Annotated in this window: 21 protein-coding genes and 1 pseudogene; 15 read left to right on the forward strand and 7 right to left on the reverse strand. The window is 62.1% G+C overall.

What is annotated here, in order from left to right; genetic code table 11:
• Positions 1 to 8 precede the first annotated feature (8 nt).
• The 3 genes from NKH19_RS14965 to NKH19_RS14975 all read right to left on the reverse strand — a co-directional run bounded on the left by NKH19_RS14965 (position 9) and on the right by NKH19_RS14975 (position 3,801).
• Positions 9 to 1,010, reverse strand: coding sequence for a glycosyltransferase family 2 protein (locus NKH19_RS14965; protein ID WP_352868276.1), 1,002 nt, complete (start codon positions 1,008 to 1,010; stop codon positions 9 to 11).
• A gap of 44 nt (positions 1,011 to 1,054) precedes the next feature.
• Positions 1,055 to 1,981, reverse strand: coding sequence for a lysylphosphatidylglycerol synthase domain-containing protein (locus tag NKH19_RS14970; protein ID WP_352868119.1), 927 nt, complete (start codon positions 1,979 to 1,981; stop codon positions 1,055 to 1,057).
• 191 nt (positions 1,982 to 2,172) lie between these two features.
• Positions 2,173 to 3,801: an ArnT family glycosyltransferase gene (locus NKH19_RS14975; protein ID WP_352868117.1), complete on the reverse strand. Its 1,629-nt coding sequence runs from the start codon at positions 3,799 to 3,801 to the stop codon at positions 2,173 to 2,175.
• A gap of 228 nt (positions 3,802 to 4,029) precedes the next feature.
• Here NKH19_RS14975 and NKH19_RS14980 point away from each other — a divergent pair, with 228 nt between their 5' ends.
• Both NKH19_RS14980 and NKH19_RS14985 read left to right on the forward strand, forming a co-directional pair.
• The gene (locus NKH19_RS14980; protein WP_352868115.1) at positions 4,030 to 4,632 is read left to right on the forward strand and encodes a DUF995 domain-containing protein; all 603 of its coding nucleotides are present in this window, start codon (positions 4,030 to 4,032) and stop codon (positions 4,630 to 4,632) included.
• A gap of 430 nt (positions 4,633 to 5,062) precedes the next feature.
• Positions 5,063 to 5,482, forward strand: a complete 420-nt coding sequence (locus NKH19_RS14985) for a hypothetical protein (protein ID WP_352868113.1) — start codon at positions 5,063 to 5,065, stop codon at positions 5,480 to 5,482.
• A 1-nt stretch (position 5,483) separates the two neighbouring features.
• Here NKH19_RS14985 and galE read toward each other — a convergent pair whose 3' ends face one another.
• Both galE and NKH19_RS14995 read right to left on the reverse strand, forming a co-directional pair.
• Positions 5,484 to 6,515: a UDP-glucose 4-epimerase GalE gene (gene galE, locus NKH19_RS14990; protein ID WP_352868111.1), complete on the reverse strand. Its 1,032-nt coding sequence runs from the start codon at positions 6,513 to 6,515 to the stop codon at positions 5,484 to 5,486.
• Positions 6,512 to 7,549 (reverse strand): UDP-glucuronic acid decarboxylase family protein, encoded by a 1,038-nt coding sequence (locus NKH19_RS14995; RefSeq protein ID WP_352868109.1) that lies wholly within the window; start codon positions 7,547 to 7,549, stop codon positions 6,512 to 6,514. Before NKH19_RS14995 ends, galE begins: the two co-directional genes overlap by 4 nt.
• A gap of 802 nt (positions 7,550 to 8,351) precedes the next feature.
• On the opposite strand from NKH19_RS14995, the gene NKH19_RS15000 reads away from it, so the two are divergent.
• From NKH19_RS15000 to NKH19_RS15025, 6 genes and pseudogenes are all read left to right on the forward strand, one after another.
• Entirely contained in the window at positions 8,352 to 8,957 is a 606-nt protein-coding gene (locus tag NKH19_RS15000; RefSeq protein WP_352868107.1) for a hypothetical protein, read from the forward strand.
• 61 nt (positions 8,958 to 9,018) lie between these two features.
• Complete coding sequence (locus tag NKH19_RS15005) at positions 9,019 to 9,873, forward strand: 23S rRNA (adenine(2030)-N(6))-methyltransferase RlmJ (protein WP_352868104.1); 855 nt, start codon at positions 9,019 to 9,021, stop codon at positions 9,871 to 9,873.
• A gap of 214 nt (positions 9,874 to 10,087) precedes the next feature.
• The gene (locus tag NKH19_RS15010; RefSeq protein WP_352868102.1) at positions 10,088 to 10,540 is read left to right on the forward strand and encodes a hypothetical protein; all 453 of its coding nucleotides are present in this window, start codon (positions 10,088 to 10,090) and stop codon (positions 10,538 to 10,540) included.
• Between the two features lie 138 nt (positions 10,541 to 10,678).
• Positions 10,679 to 11,260, forward strand: coding sequence for a TetR/AcrR family transcriptional regulator (locus NKH19_RS15015; protein WP_352868099.1), 582 nt, complete (start codon positions 10,679 to 10,681; stop codon positions 11,258 to 11,260).
• Positions 11,257 to 12,093 (forward strand): EamA family transporter, encoded by an 837-nt coding sequence (locus NKH19_RS15020; RefSeq protein WP_352868097.1) that lies wholly within the window; start codon positions 11,257 to 11,259, stop codon positions 12,091 to 12,093. Before NKH19_RS15015 ends, NKH19_RS15020 begins: the two co-directional genes overlap by 4 nt.
• A 101-nt stretch (positions 12,094 to 12,194) precedes the next feature.
• A pseudogene (locus NKH19_RS15025) lies at positions 12,195 to 12,791 on the forward strand (LysE family translocator); the annotation flags it as partial.
• A 35-nt stretch (positions 12,792 to 12,826) separates the two neighbouring features.
• Here NKH19_RS15025 and NKH19_RS15030 read toward each other — a convergent pair.
• A complete protein-coding gene (locus NKH19_RS15030) occupies positions 12,827 to 13,138 on the reverse strand; it encodes a transcriptional regulator (protein WP_352868094.1) in 312 nt (103 codons plus the stop codon).
• A gap of 565 nt (positions 13,139 to 13,703) precedes the next feature.
• Between NKH19_RS15030 and NKH19_RS15035 the strand changes: the two genes are divergently transcribed.
• Positions 13,704 to 14,171 carry a hypothetical protein gene (locus NKH19_RS15035; RefSeq protein WP_352868093.1) on the forward strand — a complete coding sequence of 156 codons (468 nt, stop codon included), beginning with the start codon at positions 13,704 to 13,706 and terminating at the stop codon, positions 14,169 to 14,171.
• Between the two features lie 486 nt (positions 14,172 to 14,657).
• The gene (locus tag NKH19_RS15040; protein WP_352868091.1) at positions 14,658 to 15,254 is read left to right on the forward strand and encodes a glutathione S-transferase family protein; all 597 of its coding nucleotides are present in this window, start codon (positions 14,658 to 14,660) and stop codon (positions 15,252 to 15,254) included.
• A gap of 135 nt (positions 15,255 to 15,389) precedes the next feature.
• Here NKH19_RS15040 and NKH19_RS15045 read toward each other — a convergent pair whose 3' ends face one another.
• Positions 15,390 to 16,046, reverse strand: a complete 657-nt coding sequence (locus tag NKH19_RS15045; protein WP_352868089.1) for an outer membrane protein — start codon at positions 16,044 to 16,046, stop codon at positions 15,390 to 15,392.
• 413 nt (positions 16,047 to 16,459) lie between these two features.
• Between NKH19_RS15045 and NKH19_RS15050 the strand changes: the two genes are divergently transcribed.
• From NKH19_RS15050 to NKH19_RS15070, 5 genes are all read left to right on the forward strand, one after another.
• Positions 16,460 to 17,224 (forward strand): SDR family oxidoreductase, encoded by a 765-nt coding sequence (locus NKH19_RS15050; protein WP_352868087.1) that lies wholly within the window; start codon positions 16,460 to 16,462, stop codon positions 17,222 to 17,224.
• A complete protein-coding gene (gene uvrC, locus NKH19_RS15055; protein ID WP_352868085.1) occupies positions 17,221 to 19,284 on the forward strand; it encodes an excinuclease ABC subunit UvrC in 2,064 nt (687 codons plus the stop codon). The genes NKH19_RS15050 and uvrC overlap by 4 nt, the downstream gene beginning before the upstream one ends.
• A gap of 101 nt (positions 19,285 to 19,385) precedes the next feature.
• Complete coding sequence (pgsA, locus tag NKH19_RS15060) at positions 19,386 to 19,982, forward strand: CDP-diacylglycerol--glycerol-3-phosphate 3-phosphatidyltransferase (RefSeq protein WP_352868083.1); 597 nt, start codon at positions 19,386 to 19,388, stop codon at positions 19,980 to 19,982.
• Position 19,983: 1 nt separating this feature from the next.
• Entirely contained in the window at positions 19,984 to 20,241 is a 258-nt protein-coding gene (gene moaD, locus NKH19_RS15065) for a molybdopterin converting factor subunit 1 (RefSeq protein WP_352868081.1), read from the forward strand.
• Between the two features lies 1 nt (position 20,242).
• The gene (locus tag NKH19_RS15070) at positions 20,243 to 20,719 is read left to right on the forward strand and encodes a molybdenum cofactor biosynthesis protein MoaE (RefSeq protein ID WP_352868079.1); all 477 of its coding nucleotides are present in this window, start codon (positions 20,243 to 20,245) and stop codon (positions 20,717 to 20,719) included.
• Positions 20,720 to 20,803: the final 84 nt, after the last annotated feature.

Below are 20,803 nucleotides of genomic sequence, written 5' to 3' on the forward strand. Positions count from 1 at the left end.
CGATCAGGTCACGATGGCCGGCTAGGGCGTTGCCAGCCGTCATTGTCACCGGAAGCCGGCTGCGGCCGCGCGACATAGGCCGATGCTCCATTCGCCTCGTGATAGACACGTGCCAGCATTTCCGCCAGGACGCCCGACGTCACCATCTGCACCCCGGCGATGAGCAGGAAGAAGCCGGTGAACAGCATCGGGCGTGTTCCGATGTCCTCCGCGAAAAGCAACTTGAGGCAAAGCAGGTAGGCGAGGATGAGCGAACCCAGCGCGCCAAGCACAATGCCGATGCCGCCGAAGAAATGCCCGGGCCGTGTGCGATAGCGCATGAAGAAATACATGAACACCAGATCGAGCACGACCCTGAAGGTGCGCGAAATGCCGTATTTGGACTGGCCGTGGATGCGGGCATGATGCGTCACCACCTCCTGCGCGATGCGTCTGGGGGTCGTCACCGTGGCCAGCCAGGCCGGGATGAAGCGGTGCATCTCACCATAGAGCTTGACGCTGCGGATCACGTTGCCGCGATAGACCTTGAGGCTGCAGCCATAGTCCTTGAGGCGCACGCCGGTGACACGCGCGATCAGTGCGTTGGCGATGCGCGAGGGCAGTCTGCGCATGAAAAAACCTTCCTGGCGGTCCTTGCGCCAGCCGACCACCAGGTCGAGATCCTCGCTCAGCAGGCGGTAGACCATGCGCGGGATGTCGAAGGGATCATTTTGCAGGTCGCCGTCGATCGTGGCGATGACGTCGCCGCGCGCCGCGTCGATGCCGGCCTGCATCGCGGCGGTCTGCTTGTAGTTGCGCACCAACTCGACCGCATGCACATGCGGGCCGTAATGCATTGCCAGGCGCCTGATCTCGCTCACCGTCGCGTCGGTGCTGCCGTCATCGACCAGCACGACCTCCCACGGCTGGTCGTAGCGCTCCATCGCCTGGTGAATCCGTGCCAGCAACGGCTCGACGTTGTCGGCCTCGTTGTACATGGGTACGACGATGGACAGCGTATGGTCCGGCATTACCGCGCCGTCAGGCAGTCCCGAAGCTGGGATGGGCAATACGTTCATTGGGATGGCTTCCTTGCAGGTCCGACAGCCGGGTTCCCCGGCAGCGTCGATTTCGAGGGAAACAGCCAGGCGATCGCGCCCGTAGCGATAGCCGAGCAGAAGATGAACAGGTGCAGCGCCAGGGCCGCCTGCAGGCCGCTCTTCATCGCGATTCCGGATGTGAGCAGCGCCGCCGCCGCACCCGCTTCATAGGTGCCGAAGCCGGCGACGCCTTGCACTGGCAATATGGCGGCGCCTTCGGCTCCGACGACGCCGGGAAAGGCGGTGGTGAAAGATGTCCCCAATATCAGCGCCAGCAGCCATCCCTGCACGGTGAGCTTCAGCGACCAGTTGGCGATCGTCCACCACCAGCCGTAGCGGGAGCGCCCGGTCGCCTCGGTGAAGGTGTCGCGAAGCAGGCCGAGCTTGGCCACGATCCTGCCGCGCCCGGCCCAGTCATGCGGCGCGCGCGCCCAGCGCGGCAGGTACCAGGCCGCGGCGATCAAGGCGGCCACGCCAGCAATCCTTATCGCCGGATGCAGGCCGGGCCACACCGCCAGGGCCAGCACGCCGACGACGAAGGCATCCTGCAGCCTGAACCACAGCAGCGAGGCGCTGGCACGCATGATCGGTACGCCGAAGACCTGGCGCAGGAGGAGCGGAAAGGCTGTCTCGCCGCCACGGAAAGGGACGACGTTGATCATCGCATTGTGGATCAGGATAATGCGCAGGCAGGCGCCGAAGCGGCCATGCACTTCGTCGCGGAACTCGTCGCAGACGCGCAGCGCACGCAAGACATAGGTGACGAAAAACGCGATCGTCGCCACCGCGAACGTGCCGGGCGTGATGCGGTCGAAGGCGTCGCCGACCATGCGCCAGCGCGAGTCGCTGGCCAGCCAGGCCAGCAGGGCCAACGTCACGACTATCGAGATTGCCCGTTTCAACCAATTCTCCGCCGGTTTTCACCGCCGAGTTCCAGCGGCGGCATCGCGTGGCGCCCGAATATCCCTGGCGTCATCGGGGATCGGTTTGCCTGGCCCACCGCCTTGCCCGCCTTCCGCGGGCGAATGCGGGGCCGCTGACACGTCGGGACCATATCCTGTCCGAGGCCCGCGGCCCCAGACTGTCGCGGCTCTCATGGACGGGTGATCCTATAGACCAGCAAATCATCCGAATCCACAAGCTTGGTTGCGGTCTTGTCCAGATAGTCGATGACCCCGTCATGATGCTCGACGAACAACCGGTCCTGTTTGTCGGCTGCGTTCTTGGCCGTGCCGAACAGGTCCGCGCCTTGCGCGCGCAACTCCTCGAGCTGCGCGATCGCGGTAGCGTCGTCGGCGACGAATTTCGACCATTCGACATCGCCTCCGCCAGGCGGGAACACCCAGCCGCGCGCCCTGCTGTAGTAGACGGCGACGGGATCGCCGGCCTCGGGCGCGATAGCGACGACGAGGTCGCCCGGGCGCGCCAACCGCGCCAATTCCTCGCCAAGCAGCTTGCCTTTCATGGCGATCGGCGTCTTCATTGTCCTGACGAGGGGAAAGGTCGACCACACGAGTGCGATGGCCGCGATGCAGATCGAGCGCAGTACGACCGCCGGCGACAGAACGGTTCCCGATGCAAGCGCTGCCAGGAGAAGCGCGCCGCGGCCGCAGAACATCGCGAACGGCACATGGAAAATGTGGTAGTTCCAGGGATTGCTGGTGATCTCGCGCGCCGCCGCCAGGTAGACGGCCATGGCCGCGGCCAGCCAAACATAGGGAATGGCCGAAAGGGTGCGTCGCCTCGGGTCTTCGGCGGGTCTGGGCGGCATCCAGAAGCCGATCGCGATCAGCACCATGAACGGATAGCCGTAGAACCACCAGACCGACGTGTTCCATACGGATTTGAAGTAGAAGCTGTTCCTGAAGAATGTCCAGAAGCCGGAATCCCAGATATAGCCGCTGCCGGCGACATGAAACGGCGGATAGCTGCGGCCGAGATAGATCGCCCAGCTGAAATAGGCGCCGATGATGGCCAGGCTCAAAAGCCCCGACAGGAAGACCCTGGTCGCCTGCTTCCACTTCTTCTCCAGCATCCAGCAGACCATCAGGTAGAAGATGACGGCGCCGGCGGCGAGGCCTGGCGGCTTCGACAGCACGCCGAGCGAGAAGCTGGCCGTGGCGAGCGGCAACAGCCAGCCGCTGCCGCCGGCCCAGTATTTCGCGAAAAGCCAGACGCCGAGCGTCACCAGGGCCAGCATCGCGGGGTCGGGAAGAAACGAACTGTCGATCATGATCGCCGCCGGCATCAGCGCGTAGGCAAGTGCCGCGGCGTGGGCGTGCGTCTCGCCCCAGAACAGCGCCGTTAGTCTGTGTAGCGAAAACACCGTCACCAGACCGAAGAAGGCCGCAACCATGCGGCCGAACCAGTCGTGCCAGCCGAAGAGTTGGTAGAGCAGGGCGGTCAGATAGCTGACGATCTGGAACTCGCGGCCCTGATAACTCGGCCCGGGCCCGGTCCAGCTGACCTCGGGGAAGAAGATGTTCCAGCTGTGCTGCTGGAAATTGTCGGCCATCATTGCCGTGCTCGTCTCGCGCCAGCTGAAGGCGTCGACCAGCGGCAAGGTTATGTTGTGGAACCTGAACACGACCGCAATGAACAGGATCCCCAGCAAGATCGCCGTGTTGGGGCTCAGGTAGTCGCGAGCAGCCGTATCCGAGCCGGCCGACTGCCGCAGGTATTGCTGAACTTCGGCCTGATCCAATTCCGGGTCGTCCGTCATTTGAAACCGCGTCCTCTCTGATGTCCGCGGATTTTGTTTTTGCGCGCGATTGTCAAAGGTGCGGCAGTATACGACGCAATCCCTAATTTTGACGACAGCGGCTATGCGTGTCTCGAATAGTTGTTGTCGTCGGCTTCGCGAACGTTGACATCGCGGTTCTCGCGGCTGTTAAATAGTTCGCATGGCTGTCGCGCCGATAGCGCCGCCGTGGGTCAAGCAGACATGCGAATGCCAATTGTGCAGATAGCTCCGACCAGATCGCCGCCGCCTTGTGTCGACCGTCGGCGACACAAGGAACGTCGTCGGTTCGCAAGTTGCGCGCAGCTACTGTTTCTCCTGGCCCTCTTCGGCCAGACGGCCCTTTCGGGAACGGCGCACGCGGCTGCCGCCAAGGACAGCGCACCCGCGCAAGCGAATAGCGCAACTGTTCCGACAGCCTACGAACTGCAGCTTCTATATGCCGACCGCACATGGGTATGGAAGAACGGAGCGGCCTATTTCGCGCAGGGCGATCGGCACCTCAAGGCCTGGACATCCGGGCAGGACACGGCATCTGTCGCGGAGGGCAGATGGCTGGTGACCAGCGGCGGCAAGATGTGCATGGAGCTCGCCTGGCGGTCGAAGGGCTACACCGGCAAGCAGCATCGCACCTGCTACAGCCACCGGATCCAGGGCGGGAACATCGAGAAACGCAAGGATCCGGATGGGGAATGGTACAGTTTTAGGCGATCGCCCGAGGGTCTTTCCGACGAAGACCGGAAGTTCGAAACAGGCGACACGAAGGGCGCGCGGTTCGAAGAGGCGCGCAAGCTGGTCGATTCCAAGAATTAGGCCGTGTCCAGCCGCGCTGAGACACGGCCGGACCCGCCCCGGAGGCTCCCCCAGTCTTGATCCCTGGTGGTACCGTTCAGCATGGCCGGCAAGAGCCATGACGCCAATGACTCTCGCAACCCGCTTCCGACCCATCCAGACGGCTCATGCCGGAGTGCCTGTCAAGGAACTGGCGAATCGCTTATGGTGAAGCATCACGCGGTTCGGCGGGTGCGGTCGGCACGCCGACCGCCGCTTGATATCATTCAAATCGTATATGACAGAACGACAAGATGGTGGGGCCTACCATACGGTTTTGATGAAATTTAATAATTAGTGATGTCTAATGTTCAGGTGTGATGTGCGAAGGGTCACTCATACGGCGTGAAAGCGGCGAAGGCATAGGTATGTCGCGACGCGCTCTTGGATTACACTTGATAGCAAGGGACAAATGATGAACAATTCGGCAATGGGCGCGTTTCGCCCAAGCAAAAATATCGTATCTATTGTTACGGCTGCAGTGATGAGCTTTATGGTTGCGGGTTGCCAGGGGATGGATGCGACCGAAACCAATTCGGTTCTCATCAAGCCTGTGGTCCATGCGGTCCGCAGCGAGCCCGCGGTCCAGCCGGTCCAAGCTGGATACTTCGTACGTTCGCTCAGAGCCGAGCCTCAGATCCTGATGACCAGCACAGTTCGAACGACCGAAAGAGATTACGCCTTTGCATCGCCGATCAAAGTCCGCACGCCGGCGCCGGTGAAGGTCTCTTTCAATCCGGGCAGTGGCGGCAGGTTCCTGAGCGGTTCGCCTTATATCTGCAGCCCTAGCGGGTTTGGCCAACGCGCGAGCTGCCGCCCCCGCTATCTCTGATCTATCGAGCCGCGGCCGAAGCTGCCGCCTTGATCGGCGGCAGCTTCATCGGCTTTGTCTCCAGCCCAAAAAATGGGGCAGCCGTTCTGACGATCGTGTCGATGTCGGAGAGCTCCGGCACGAAGCCGAGATGTTCGCGTGCGCTTCCCGGATCGGCGTAAAGCTCCGCCGGATCTCCCGGGCGCCGGTTCCTGAAGACGGCCGGGACGGATCTTGACGTCATACGGCCGACCGCCTGGACAATCTCCTTGATGGATACGCCCCGCCCTGTGCCGAGGTTGACCGCCAGGCTTTGTCCGCCGCCCTCAAGATAAATAAGGGCCTTCAGATGGGCGCGGGCCAGATCGCTGACGTGGATATAATCGCGTATGCAGGTGCCGTCCGACGTGTCGTAGTCCGTGCCGAAAACCTCGATCTCATCGATGATGCCTGATGCGGCCATGAGCACTCTGGGAACAAGGTGCGTTTCCGGCGAATGCCACTCACCAAGTTCGCCGTCGGGATCGGCGCCGCAAGCGTTGAAATAGCGCAGGATCACGAATTTCATTCCGTATGCGGACGCATAGTCGGAGATGATCTGTTCGCCCATCAGCTTGGTGCGCCCGTAAGGGCTGATCGGATTTTGCGCGGAGGTCTCGCGAACGGGCAACGCTTCCGGCACGCCGTAGGTTGCGCAGCTGCTGGAGAAGATGATGTTCTCGATTGAGTTCGCACGCGCCGCATCGAGCACCGCGATGGTGCCTGTCACGTTGGTCGAATAGTATTCGGCCGGCTGGTGAACGGATTCTCCGACATAGGCCAGCGCCGCAAAGTGGATGACCGCCGTCGGTTGATATGTCTTCATCGCGGCCCGCAGCGCGGTCTGGCTGCGGATGTCGCCGACGACAAGCGGACCCCAGGCGACGGATTTCTTGTTGCCGCGGCTCAGATTGTCGAAAACCACCGGCAAATAGCCGGCGGCGGCCAGCAGCTTGCAGGTGTGGCTGCCGATGAAGCCGGCCCCACCTGTCACCAGGATTGCCGCACGGGTCATGAAGCCGTGGCTCCTTTGGCCAGCTGGCTTCCGTAAAGCAGGGTATCAAAATACTCGACGGTACGTGCGAGCCCCTGGCGCAGGCCGACTTTCGGCTCCCAGCCGAGATTGGCCCTGGCAAAGGAAATGTCCGGCTTGCGCTGTCTGGGATCGTCGATCGGCAGTGGCCGATGCACGATCTTCGATTGGGAGTTGGTGTAATCAATGACCAGTGTCGCCAATTCCATGATGGTGAATTCGCTGGGGTTGCCGAGGTTGACCGGGTGCGTGGGCGCACTCGGCGTATTCATCAGCCGGACAAAGCCCTCGATCAGGTCATCGGCATAGCAGAACGAACGGGTCTGCAGGCCGTGGCCATAGACGGTCAGGTCTTTGCCCTGCAGCGCCTGGACGATGAAGTTCGAAACCACGCGCCCGTCATCGGGCTGCATGCGGCGGCCGTAGGTGTTGAAAATGCGCGCGACGCGGATATCGAGGCCATACGTTCTCGAATAGTCGAAGAACAGGGTTTCGGCCGAGCGCTTGCCTTCGTCGTAGCAGGACCGCGGTCCGTGCGTATTGACGTTGCCGAAGTAGCTCTCGGGCTGTGGGTGCACAAAGGGGTCGCCATAGATTTCCGAGGTCGAGGCCTGGAATATCTTGGCATTGTTCTGGCGCGCGAGCTCCAGAAGGTTCAGCGAACCAAGCACGCTCGTCTTGAAGGTATGAATCGGGTCTGCCTGGTAGTGCGGCGGAGAGGCTGGGCAGGCGAGATTGTAGATCTCATCGAACTGAAGACCCGAAGGCAGTGTATCAACGATATCGTGCTCGATACACATGAATCTCGGATTACGCAGAAGGGTATTGAGATTGTATCTCTTGCCGGTGTGGAAATTGTCCAGCGCGACGACGTCGTATCCGTCCCGCAAAAGGCGTTCGCATAAATGCGATCCTAGAAATCCAGCACCTCCGGCGACCAGGGCGCGGCTTCGTTTTTGGTTGGCGCCCCTTTGGCTGCCGGATTCCAGTTTCAGAACCTTGATGAGCTTACTCATGCTTTCCCCGCACGCATCGCACACGCTATCGCCAGCCGGACAAAGCATTGCCCAGCCACTTCCATGAGAACGCGGCAAACCTCCGCATCCGCGGAATCGCCATCGCTGATGTGCTTTAATTGTCCTTTGGGGTTCGCGAAGCTGGTGCCGCTACACGATCTATGTGCCGCCGCTCAGCATTCTCCGTGCCCCGAAATCGCGATCACACGTCTGGTGCCATCATCGTCGATTGCTCGCCCAAATTGCACATCCCAACGCATCAAAAATATACCTGTGGAAATTATAGTCAACTAAATTAGCAATTCCTTAATCATATCTGTTTACGAATGGTTAATCATAAAGCCGATGTCGGCTTCTCCAGGCCGAGCCATAGGCGTCCAAGGACGATTCTCTTTGTGAATCAGCGTATTGGCTCGACCATCGCAAATTAGATGGTCGGACGAGGCATGCTCGTTTTAAGGCCGACTCAGAGCTTGGCAGCGAGGGATTCCAAAAAAGAACCGGTGAGACAATCTTCGGCGCGCGCCCGAGCCAGTGGTCCCATCTTGCCAGAAAGTGTCCACGCGCATTCATTTCATTGGAGAATGCCGGTCATTATCGCAATTGCGTTTGAGCGCATAGGTAGAACCTTGTCTGCCTTGTTGTGCGGCCATGCCGCCGATCTGGTTGCTGCCCCGTGTGATCCGCTTCTGGGGTCTTCTCGGTCGCCCGCTCCAGCGGCCGGAAAGCCGCGGCATCTGGCCATCGCCTTTTGATCGTCGGGGCGCTATTGGCAAGGTCACGATAGCCTGTGGTGATGTGAATGCGCTTTCTGTTTGTCCTGATCCTGCTCGCCGGCACCGGCATCGGTGTCATCTATCCCTGGGCGATGAGCAATTTCTCCGGTCATGAGATCGGCACCTGGCGGGTCTATGAGCAGGGCCGCTTCAAGCCGCGGACGGTGCCGCTCGGCAGCCGCGACGCGCCGGTGCGGGTGCTGGTCGACCTGACCGCAAGAGCCGAACGCATCGTCTCGCAGCAGCGCACCGTGCTGACGCTGACCGCCGCCAGCAGTGGCCGCACGGTGCTCGCCTCGACGCTCCAGTTCAACCATTCCGACAATCCGCGCCAGGCCAGCCCCCAGCTGCCAGACAAGATCTTTCGCGACGAGGCCGGCGTGATCGAGACCATCAGCCCAGGCCCTTATATCTTCACCGTTGGACCGGGTGATGCCGACGACATACCGATGCGAGCGGTCGATCTCATTTTGCGCTCCGGTGTCGGCGAGATCGACAGCCGTGCGCGGCCGATCGGCTTCTCGCTGGTGGCGGTCGGCTTGATCGGGTTTTTGCTGACTTTGCGCACTCGCGGCGGCCGGCCGGAAAATCCGAACTCGCAGCCGCCACCGCCGCGCTGGGGCAGGGGCTGATGCAAGTCGCCCAAAGTGTGCAGCGGTTTTGGGACAACGACATGCATAACGGTACCGAACCATGAACTACCGCCATGCCTATCACGCCGGGAATTTTGCCGACGTCGTCAAGCATGTCGTGCTGACGCGATTGCTCGAGTATCTGAAGCAGAAGGACAAGGCGTTTCGGGTCATCGACACCCATGCCGGCATCGGCCGCTACGATCTGTCGTCGGTCGAAGCGCAGAGGACCGGTGAGTGGCAAGGCGGCATCGGCAGGCTGATCGATGCCCCGTTTGCCGCACCGGTGGCGGCACTGCTTGCGCCTTATCTGGAGACGGTGCGGTCGCTCAACCCCGAGGGTGGCATCCAGAAATATCCGGGATCGCCGCTGATCGTGCGTCACCTCATGCGCAAGCAGGACCGGCTGACGGCGATCGAGCTTCACCCCAAGGATGTCGCGAAGCTGAGGACGCTCTTTGCCGGTGATTTCCAGGCCCGGATCATCGAACTCGATGGCTGGCTGGCGCTCGGCGCGCATCTGCCGCCGAAGGAAAAGCGCGGCCTGGTTCTCATCGACCCGCCATTCGAGGAGGCGGGTGAGTTCGAGCGCCTCGTTGACGGGCTCATGAGGGCGCACAAGCGGTGGCCCGGCGGCATCTATGCGCTGTGGTATCCGGTCAAGGACCGCAAGGCGATCATCGCCTTCCGCAAGGCGCTGAAGCAATCCGGTATCCCGAAGCTGCTCGACATAGAATTCGAGATCAGGCCGGCCTCTTCGGAGCCCAGCCTCGACGGCAGCGGCCTGCTGGTGGTCAACCCGCCATTCACGCTGGAGGGCGAGCTGCGGACGCTGCTGCCGGCTTTGCACGGATTGCTTGCGGTGGGGAGGCCGGCGCACTGGTCGCTGGAATGGCTGGCAGGCGAGCAGGCTTGACGGTGAAGGGCTTCAGATCTCGCCATTCGGGGCCAGGTGCGAAAATGCCCGCGTTCCGGCAGGGTTGGGAAGGCGGGCTCCTTAACAACCCGGGCTCGCGCTAATCCGGCTTTGGCCAACGCGGTTTCAACCTGGGAAACCATTGTTTCCGCAACCGCTTGACCGCCGCCAAGCGAATCCGCACAGTGCGCGCAATCGACCTTGAGAGGCTGTCATGACTCGCTTCGCCAAATCCGCACTTGCTGTCCTGATTTCGCTCTGCACACCGCTGGCCGCGCCTCTCGGTGTCACCCAGGCCGTGCAGGCGGCCGACCTTGGCGTCTATTCCGACGACGATGGCGGCATCTGCGGCGAAGCCTGGGTGCTGAACAAGATCACCAGCCGCTTCTCCTACCAGGTGCACCACGTGCCGCATCTGCCGGATGTGCGGATCACCGATTTCCAGCGCATCCACCAGCACCGCTATCTGCCGGCCAACGATACCTGGCCGATCGGTCGCCGCTACTGCGGCGCCACCGTCAGTCTCTCCGACGGCCGTGACCGCACCATCTGGTATCTGATCGAGGAAGGCCAGGGTTTCGCCTCGATCGGCGACAATGTCGAATTCTGCGTCTCGGGCTTCGACCGCTGGATGGTTTACAACGGCCGCTGCCGCGTCCTGCGCTGAACGCGGGGTTTTCTGTTTCCAATCACTTTTCGCGCCCGCGGCCCGATCGGCCGCGGGCGTTTTTCCGTGCTGTGTTGACAGAAGATGCGATCCGCCGCATTTCTATGAGACAGACCTGTCTCATCACTGGTAAGCGTCATGACGTCATCGCCTGCTTCCGACAAACGCCAGCACGTCATTGAAACCGCCTACGCGCTGTTCAAGCGCGCCGGCTTTCACGCCACTGGCATCGACCGGATCATCGCCGAAGCCGAGGTGGCCAAGATGACGATGTATCGGCACTTCCCGAGCAAGGACGAGTTGATCGTCGAGGTGCTCGACTACCGCGCCATGCGTTTCGACCGCCAGCTCGACCGGCTCGCCCAGGAGGGCATCACGCCAGAGCAGAAAATCGGAAAAATCTTCAGCTGGCATGAACGTTGGTTCCGCAGCTCGGATTTTCATGGTTGCCTGTTTGCACATGCGCTGGCCGAGTTCGGCGATCCGGGGCATCCGGTATTCAAGGCTGTCGCCAGGCAGAAGAACGGCCTCAAGCGGCGCATGCGGTCGATCCTCGAGGAGGTAATGCCGCGCGGCCGCGCCGAGAGTGTGGCGGCGACACTGCTGATGCTGATCGAAGGGGCGACCTTGCTGGCGCAGATGGGGCAGGCGGACACCGCCATTCGCGACGCCCGCAAGGCGGCCCTGAGCTTCGTCGCCGCTTCGCGCGGGTCGCAATGAGCCCGCTGGTCATCGGGCTCGCGCTGTTTGCCGCGATCCTGCACGCAACCTGGAACGCCTTCCTGCGAACTGGGGCCGACAGGTTGTGGACCGTCACCGTCATGAGCTTCTCCAGCACGGCGCTCGCCATTCCCTTCGTCATCTTCCATGCCCTTCCGGCCGCGCAGGCCTGGTTCTATATCGTGCTCTCGGCCTGCCTTCAGGTCGGCTACAGCTTCTTTCTGGTGGCCGCCTACAGATATGGCGAGCTGGGACAGGTCTATCCGATCGTTCGCGGCAGCGTGCCGCTGCTTGTCACGCTCGGCGGATTTTTCCTGGCCAGCCAGCAGCTCACCATGCCGCAAACAGTCGGCGTCGCGCTGGTCGCCGGCGGCATCATGGGCCTTTCACTCGGAAGGGGCAGGGCCGCCACGACATCGATCCTCTATGCGCTGGCAACGGGCGCGATCATCGCCGCCTATGCGACAGTCGATGCGATCGGCGTTCGCGCGGCGGGAAATGCCGGCGCCTATACCGCCTGGGTCCTGCTGATCTACGGCACCTTGCTATCGGCGACCTTCGTCGCCTGCCGTGGCCGCCTTACTGTCGACCCGCGGGCACCGGAAACCTGGAAGGCGCTGGGCGGCGGCCTGTTCGCACTTCTGGCCTATGGCGTCGTGGTCGCGGCCTTCGCGCTCGGGCCGGCCGGCCCGATCACCGCGATCCGCGAAACCAGCGTCGTCTTCGCGGCCTTCATCGGGCGTCTGTTCCTCGGCGAGATGCTGACGCCGCGGCGGGTCGGCGCCTGTGCCATTGTCGCGCTCGGCGCCATCTGTCTTGGCTATCAGCCGTGAGGAAAATCCGCATCGCGACGATCCTGAATTTTCCTGATGTCGCCGACAGGCAAACTGGCTAATCAGAACGCCCGAGAGCAACAGTCGCTTTCGGGGTCTTAATGGACCTTGCCACCATCCTTGCTTTCGCTACTGCCTTCTTCGTCTTCGCTGCCAGCCCCGGACCGGACAACATGACAATCGTCGCGCGCACCATCTCCAGCGGCGCCGCCTCGGGTATCGCCTATGGTGCACGCACGGTTGGCGTTCTCATCTTCCTGATCCTCGCTGCCTTTGGCCTGTCGATCATCGCGGCGAAGATGGCGATCGTCATGACGGTGCTTCGTTAAGGAGGAGCGGCTTATCTGATCTGGATGGGCATCAGGCTTGTGGACCGCCGTGCCCGTCGTGCGGAACTGCAACCCGTCTCCGGACGACGCAGGCTGCTGACGATTTTTGCCACGGCATCGCGCTCAATCTTGGCAATCCGAAAATGCCGCTGTTCTACGTGGCACCGCTGCTCAACGTGGTCGGCGCATCGCTCAACGCGGATCATCTCGGTGTATTGATAATGATAGTCCTGGCCGTCGAGGTCGTGGTGATCGGCGGCCATGTCATCCTCGCCGGTCGCGCCCGCTCCCTGTTGCACACGCCGAAGATCATGCGTCGGGTGAACCGCGCGGCGGGCGGTGTGAATGATCGGCGCCGGCGTCGCCGTGGTCGCACGCGCTGAGAGATACGTGCGATCGCCACGCTATCTTCCGCGCGGCGCTGCCTCGGCCCGATCGAGAATTTTGCGCAAGAACGCGGCGTGGCCGCGGAACGCGCGCCGTCCGCTCGTCGTCGCCCTGATGCGCGTTTGCGGCCGGCGCCCGACGAACAGTTTTTCGATATCGACATAGCCGGCCCTGGCCAGCGTATCGAGATGCGCGCCGAGATTGCCGTCGGTGACGTCCATGATGGCCTTCAACTGGCTGAAGTCCAGCGTTTCTCGCCTTTCCAGCATATTCAGGGCGGCCATGATCCTGAGCCGAGTGCTCTGGTGGATGATTTCGTCGGCACTCATCGGTCAGCTTCGATGCGGCGTCGCCGGAGACCTCCAACGACGCTGCCGCCATGAGGCGCCGTCTCGGCAATCTCGAACAGTGACACCGCCGCTCGCTCCTGCGTGATCGACATTGAAGCACTCTCCTTTTCCTCTTGCAGAATACTCTGCGATGTAGAGTAGTCTGTCAATTCACGAACAGGCCGGGTGATGGGATCGTGCTTGACAAGGTCAAGCAGCGATCGGTCATCTCATTGAAGTGTAGATCGCCAGCTCGCACGAGATGATCGCGCCGTTAAAGCAGCAGGTTATGATGTCAGCAGCCGGAGATCGATGCGCAAAGCTGGCGGCTGATCTTCACAGCTTCGCCGTCGCAGGGTGTGGAGGATGTCAGCCGCACACTCTAGGCAGTGATCGAAGATCAGCAGCGGATTTTTACGATGGTCAGCGCGATCGTGTGCCATTCGTAACCAAAACTTAAGCTGCGAAAATCAGTCTATTGCTTCGCTGGCTAGCAAGCCGCGAGTCAGATATGCATGAGCGCGCCAGGTCATTACGACCGTCGGCACAACGGAAGGGGCATCGCATGGCTAAGCAGTCATCCAAAGCGCCGGCGTCCAAGGCACCGGCAAAGAAAGCACCCGCAAAAGCAGCGACGGCGAAGGTCGCGGCTGCAGTGAAGAAAGCAGCACCTGCTGCCAAGCCGAAGGCCGCGGCGGCCAAGGCAAAAGCAGCGCCGGCCAAGAAGCCGGCGGCAAAGGCAGCGGCAAAACCGGCAGTGAAGAAGGCAGCACCTGCCAAGGCAGCGGCAAAGCCGGCTGCGAAGGCGGCACCGGCCAAGAAGCCGGCCGCGAAGGCTGCGGCAAAACCCGCGGTGAAGAAGGCAGCAGCACCTGCCAAGAAGCCGGCTGCGAAGGCTGCACCTGCCAAGAAACCGGCAGCGAAGGCTGCGCCGGCAAAGAAGGCGGCGGCAGCGAAGTCTTCAGCCCCGGTGAAGAAAGCGGCACCCGCGGCCAAGCCGAAGGCAGCACCCGCGAAGTCCGGCAAGAAGTAATCGCGTCCTCCCTCGCCGGGGGCAGTGTCGAAACAGTCAAGGGCGGTGCCTGACAGGCGCCCCGCTCGTTGCTTCGGCATTCGGAAGGCGAGAACAGAGGCGGACGGAGGATATCTTTTCGCAGCTCCCAGGACTTCGCCATAGGGCGAAGTCCGGTGGGGTTTTTTTGTATCATCGATGGCGGATCAAATGTCGGCGTGAGGCTTTTCAGTCTTGGTTGTTGACCGGCTGATCCGCCTGCCGTCATCTTCTGCCCCCGTACGGAATTCCGGTCGGCTGCCTGGGTGATGAAGTGACTTTGGATCTCACGATTCGCAGAGCGGACGAGGACGGCGCGGAAGCCGTGAGCCACGTAATCCCAGCAGTTCTGCGACAGTCCAATGACTTGCCCGTGGCTCGCTGGCGGCCGGGTTTTCCGTTTCTGGCCATTGCTCCATCGCGCCCGATCGGTCAACACTGCCCGCCTGCAAAACAGGAAACCGATCCATGCCGAAGCTGCTCTACGCGTCGTCTTCTCCCTACAGTTCCAAGGTACGGATGGCGGCAGCCTATGCCGGCATCGCGGTCGATCTGGTGCCGATCAAGACCGACGAGAAGCCAGCCGACTTGATGACCGCCAACCCACTCGGCAAGATCCCGGTTCTGGTGCTCGATGACGGCCGCTCCATCCATGACAGCCGCGCCATTACCCAGCACCTCAACCGTTTGTCGAAGAACGCGTTGTTTCCGCGCAATCCCGACAAGCGGCTCGAGGCGGAAGTGCTGGAGGCGTTGGCGGACGGCATTTGCGACTGTGCGCTGTCGATGGTCTATGAACGGCGCACGCGGCCTGAGGAGATGGTCTACCAGCCCTGGCTCGACCGCCAATGGGGAAAGATCACGGCGGCACTCGATCTGCTCAACGCCAACCCGCGGAAGCTGCCGAAGAAGATCACTGCCGGCCAGATGGCGTTGCGCGCCTGCCTTGGCTATCTCTCATTGCGCTTTGCCGGAAAATGGGAGAAGGGCCGCGCCCGGCTGACGCGCTGGGCGGCACGCTTCGACGAGAAATTTCCAGAACTGAAGCCCTGCATTCCCGGGTGATCCACTTGATCACCCGGGTGATCCATTTGATCACCCCGATCTCCCGGGTGATCGATTCGATCTCCCGCGTGATCATCCGGACACAAAAAAAGCCGGGCGCGAGGCCCGGCTTTTTCGTGTCGTGGCTTGAACGACTTAGAACTTCATACCGACGCCGAAGGTGACGCGGTTGTCGGTGGCCTTGACCTTGCCGATACCATCGAAGCTCTTGCTGCCGAAGTCGGTGTAGCGGTACTCGACGCGGCCGAAGACGTTGTCGGTCAGCTTGATGTCGGTACCGAGGCCGGCGGTCCAGCCGAGCATGGTTGCGGTGTCGCTGGCGTCAAGCACGGTGTCTTCCACCTTCAGGCTTCTGCCGGCGAGACCGCCGGTGCCATAGAGCAGGATTTCCGGGGTCACGGCATAGCCGAGACGGGCACGCAGCGAGCCTTCGAAGCCGGCCTTGGAGTTGATGCCGTTATCGTCACCCTTCACGCCGTTGTAGCCGAGTTCGGCTTCAGCACCGTAAACGAAGTTCTCCTGCTGCCACTGGTAGCCGCCGAAGACGCTGCCGACGAAACCCTTGGTATCGGTCTCAACGCCGAAATCCTTTTCCTTGGTACGGCCGCTGAAGCCGTAGCCAACGTTGAGACCGGCATAGGGACCCGCCCACGAAGCGACCGGAAGTTCGGCGATCGGCGCGGGTGCCGGCGGCTCTTCCTGGACGACGTCCGCGGCATAGGCGGTCCCGCTGAGGGCGAAGAGCCCGAGCGCCACGGCGAGCGGCCGTGCGAATTTGAGATTGGCTTGCATTGTTCTTTACTCCTTAAGCCACAGGACACAGGCTTTTTTCTCACGATCGCCATCAACCCGCCCCGGGGGGTGAAACGGATCTGGCGTTCGTCGGTTCCAAATGTCGTGTCAAAATGCGGCTGAAGCGAACCTGAACTTGGGTCATTCCCCGGCACGAATGAGGCAGAAACTTGACGTTGCATCTTCGCAACAGCGAAATGGCAGGAGCCGTCCCGTGCTGCGTCGCACACCGCTTGGTGCAAGGAGTCCAGCACCCTATATTCCGGTCGGGCGGCTCCGAGTCCAAGGCGAGTCGGGACGCCGAAAAGGCCGTTTCGCCACAATGCTGCCCAAGGTGCGAACGCCATTTAACGCATGCCGGGCCATATTTCGCCGGCACCGTTTTTCGGGCCGAAATTGAGGATTGACACGCTATGAGCAAAGTCACGGCCACGGCGCTGGTGACGGGTGGGGCCAAACGGATCGGCAGGGCAATCGTCGAGGATCTCGCCGCCCACGGTTTTGCCGTCGCCATCCATTGCAACCGTTCTCATGTCGAGGCCGATGCGTTGGCTGCCGCAATCATCGCCAGCGGTGGCCGCGCCGCCGTGGTTGCCGCCGACCTGACCGATATGGACGCCGTAGGCGACCTAGTCGGGCAGGCGCAAGCAGCGCTCGGACCGATCTCGCTGCTGGTCAACAATGCGTCGCTGTTCGTCGACGATTCGGTTCTGGATTTCGACTGGCTGGCCTGGGATCGGCACTTTGCCGTCCATGTGAAGGCACCGGCGCTGCTGGCGCAGAATTTCGCCTGGGCGTTGCCTAAGGAGCAGGAGGGCCTGATCGTCAACATCATCGACCAGCGCGTCTGGCGGCCGACGCCGCGCTACTTCTCCTATGCGCTGTCCAAGTCGACGCTGTGGACGGCCACGCGGACAATGGCGCAAGCGCTCGGTCCCCGCATTCGCGTCAACGCCATCGGTCCGGGGCCGACCTTGAAGAACACACGCCAGGACGACAGCGATTTTGCCGCCCAAGTCGATGGCTTGATCCTCAAGCGCGGCCCGGAATTGCCGGAATTCGGCGCCACAATCCGTTATCTCTGGGAAGCGCGCTCGGTCACCGGCCAGATGATCGCGCTCGATGGCGGCCAGCATCTTGCATGGCAGACGCCCGATGTGACAGGCATGACGGAATGAGTCCTTTGGATCACAAGAACAAGCCGCGCGGCGGCGCCGATGATCTGCCCCCCGATATCGACCTCGAGGACGAGGCGGTCGAAGAGATCGTCGAACCTGCGGGTCCCGATGTCGCCTTCACCGCCATCGACTGGACGCCGCATGCCGGCGACGCCGAAGGCATGGTCGGCGCCGAGGTGATCCAGACGCTGGTCAAGCGGCTGCCCAACGCGCCCGGCGTCTATCGCATGATGAACGCCTCCGGCGACGTGCTCTATGTCGGCAAGGCGCGCAGCCTGAAGAAGCGCGTCACCAGCTATGCGCAAGGCCGCTTCCACACCACCCGCATCGGCCGCATGGTGCGCGAGACATCGACGATGGAGTTCGTCGTCACCCGCACCGAGATTGAAGCGCTATTGCTCGAAGCCAATCTTATCAAGCGCTTGCGGCCACGCTTCAATGTTCTGATGCGCGACGACAAGTCGTTTCCCTATATTCTTTTGAGCGGCGATCATGTTTCGCCCGGCATCTACAAGCATCGCGGCGCACGCTCGCGCAAAGGCGACTATTTCGGCCCCTTCGCTTCGGCCGGCGCCGTCGGCCGCACCATCAACTCGCTCCAGCGTGCCTTTTTGCTCAGGAGTTGCACCAACTCCTTTTACGAGAACCGCACGCGGCCATGCCTGCTTTATCAGATCAAGCGCTGCGCCGGCCCCTGCACCGGAGAGATCTCGCATGAGGACTATGCCGTGCTGGTCGGCGAAGCGAGGGACTTTTTGTCCGGCCGCAGCCAGAAAGTGAAGACGGAAATCTCGGCCGCCATGCAGCAGGCGTCTGAAGCTCTCGATTTCGAGCGCGCCGCGATCTATCGCGATCGACTGGCCGCCCTGTCGCATGTGCAAAGTCACCAGGGCATCAATCCGGCGACCGTCGACGAGGCCGATGTCTTCGCCATCCATCAGGAAGGCGGCCAGGTCTGCATCCAGGTGTTCTTCTTCCGCACAGGCCAGAATTGGGGTAACCGCGCCTATTTCCCCAAGGCCGATCCGGCGCTGGAGGCGGCTGAGGTGTTGGGCTCGTTCCTGGCGCAGTTCTATGACGACAAGCCGACGCCGCGGAACATTCTTCTGTCGCATGGCGTCGAGGACCAGGAATTGCTGGCCGAGGCGCTCTCCACCCGCGCCGGCCGCAAGGTCGCGATCTCTGTGCCACAGCGCGGCGAGAAGAAGGATCTGACCGACAACGCGCTGCAGAATGCCCGCGAGGCACTGGGCAGGCGGCTTGCCGAAACCTCCACCCAGGGACGCCTGCTTGCCGGTTTCGCCGAAACCTTCGGCCTTGCCAAGCCGCCGGTGCGCATCGAAGTCTATGACAATTCGCACATCATGGGCACCAATGCGGTCGGCGCCATGGTGGTCGCCGGGCCGGAAGGTTTTGTGAAGAACCAGTACAGAAAATTCAACATTCGCTCGACCGAGATCACGCCTGGCGACGATTTCGGCATGATGCGCGAGGTGATGGAGCGGCGGTTTTCGCGGCTGCTCAAGGAACATGGCGATGTTGCCGTTGCCGACGCTGCGGGCGGGGCGGGCGATGATATCGAAGACGATAGTTCCGGCAACTTCCCGGCCTGGCCCGATGTCATCCTGATCGACGGCGGCCAAGGCCAAATGAGCGCGGTGCGCAAGATCCTCTCGGATCTCGGCATCGAGGACCGGGTGGTGGCGATCGGCATCGCCAAGGGCCAGGACCGCGATGCCGGCCGTGAGCGCTTCTTCGTCAGGGGCAAGGACTCGTTTTCGCTCCCCGTGCGCGATCCCGTGCTCTATTTCGTCCAGCGCCTGCGCGACGAGGTCCACCGTTTCGCCATCGGTTCGCACCGTGCGCGCCGCAAGAAGGAGATGGTCAAGAGCCCGCTCGACGAGATCAGCGGTATCGGTCCGGGCCGCAAACGAGCCCTACTGCTGGCCTTCGGCACCGCCAAAGCGGTCAGCCGCGCCGCCATCGAGGATCTGAGGAAAGTCGACGGCATTTCAGAGCGGGTGGCGAAACTGGTCTACAATCATTTCCACGAGAGCTGACAGCCAGGATGCTATTTTCATCTGGCCAATCGATTGTCGCCTGTTGACCCCCTACGTTGGCATCTGATTTGAGTAGGCAGGCAGAAAGAGTTTTCCCAGATATGGCCCAGCGCGCGTTCAACCTGCCCAACATGCTCACCTACGCCCGCATCGTCGCGGTGCCGCTGGTGGTGCTGTGCTTTTTTCTTGAAGGGCATTTGAAGTCGAGCGACTTCGCCCGCTGGTCGGCGCTGGTCATCTTCCTGCTCGCCTCGATCACCGATTATCTGGATGGCTACCTGGCGCGCGCCTGGCAGCAGACCTCCAACATCGGCAAGATGCTTGACCCGATCGCCGACAAGCTGCTGGTCGCCACCTGCCTGCTGCTGCTGGCCGCGGACACTGACCGTCATGCCGGCATCGCCGGATGGTCGCTATGGGCGGCGATCATCATCCTGTGCCGCGAAATCCTCGTCTCGGGCCTGCGTGAATATCTGGCGGCGCTCAAGGTCTCGGTGCCGGTGACGCAGCTGGCAAAATGGAAGACCGCCATCCAGATGGTCGCCATCGCCTTCCTGCTGGCCGGGCCGGCCGGCGACAAGATCTTCCCGCTGACCACCCAGACCGGGCTGGTGCTGCTGTGGATCGCGGCGTTGGTTACGCTCTACACCGGCTACGACTATTTCCGAGCCGGCCTCAAGCACATCATGGACGAGTGAGATGACGACCCGGCTCATCTATTTTGCCTGGGTGCGCGAACGCATCGGCATGCCTGAGGAAGACGTCGACTTGCCCGCTGACATCGAGACGGTCGCCGACCTCTTGCGCTGGCTGAAATCGCGCGGCGAGAGCTACGAGCACGCGCTGCAATATCCCGATGTGATCCGCGTCGCCATCAACCAGGAACATGTCGAACACCGTGAGAAGATCGCGGGCGCGCGCGAAATTGCGCTGTTTCCGCCGATGACCGGGGGCTGACATGAGCGCCGCGGTCGTACCTGTCGTGCGCATCCAGGCGCAGGATTTCGACGTCGCCGCCGAGATCGCCAGACTGACGGAAGGCCGCGCCGATATCGGCGCCGTCGTCACCTTCTCCGGCCTTTGCCGCGACGAGCAGGGCGCGCTCTCAGCGCTTGAACTCGAGCACTATCCCGGCATGGCCGAAGCAGAAATCGCCCGCATCGCTGCTGAGGCGGTCGAGCGCTGGCCGCTGCAGGGTCTCACCGCCATCCACCGCCACGGCAAGATCGCGCCCGGCGACAACATCGTGCTGGTAGTGGCCGCCTCGGCGCATCGCCAGGCGGCATTCGAGGCGGCGAATTTTCTCATGGACTATTTGAAATCGCGCGCGCCGTTCTGGAAGAAGGAGCATCGCGCCGACGGTTCCGAGGGCGGCTGGGTCGAGGCCAAGGAAGCCGACGACGAGGCGGTCGGCCGCTGGAAATCGTCCGACTAAAATACCGCCACAGCCATGTATTGACCGCAATCCTTTGGCCAATTAACTGCGGTTGGTCAGCCTGATTGGCCAGCCTGGGCAAGG

The sequence above is a fragment of the Mesorhizobium sp. M1338 genome (assembly GCF_040318045.1).
Classification (GTDB): domain Bacteria; phylum Pseudomonadota; class Alphaproteobacteria; order Rhizobiales; family Rhizobiaceae; genus Mesorhizobium.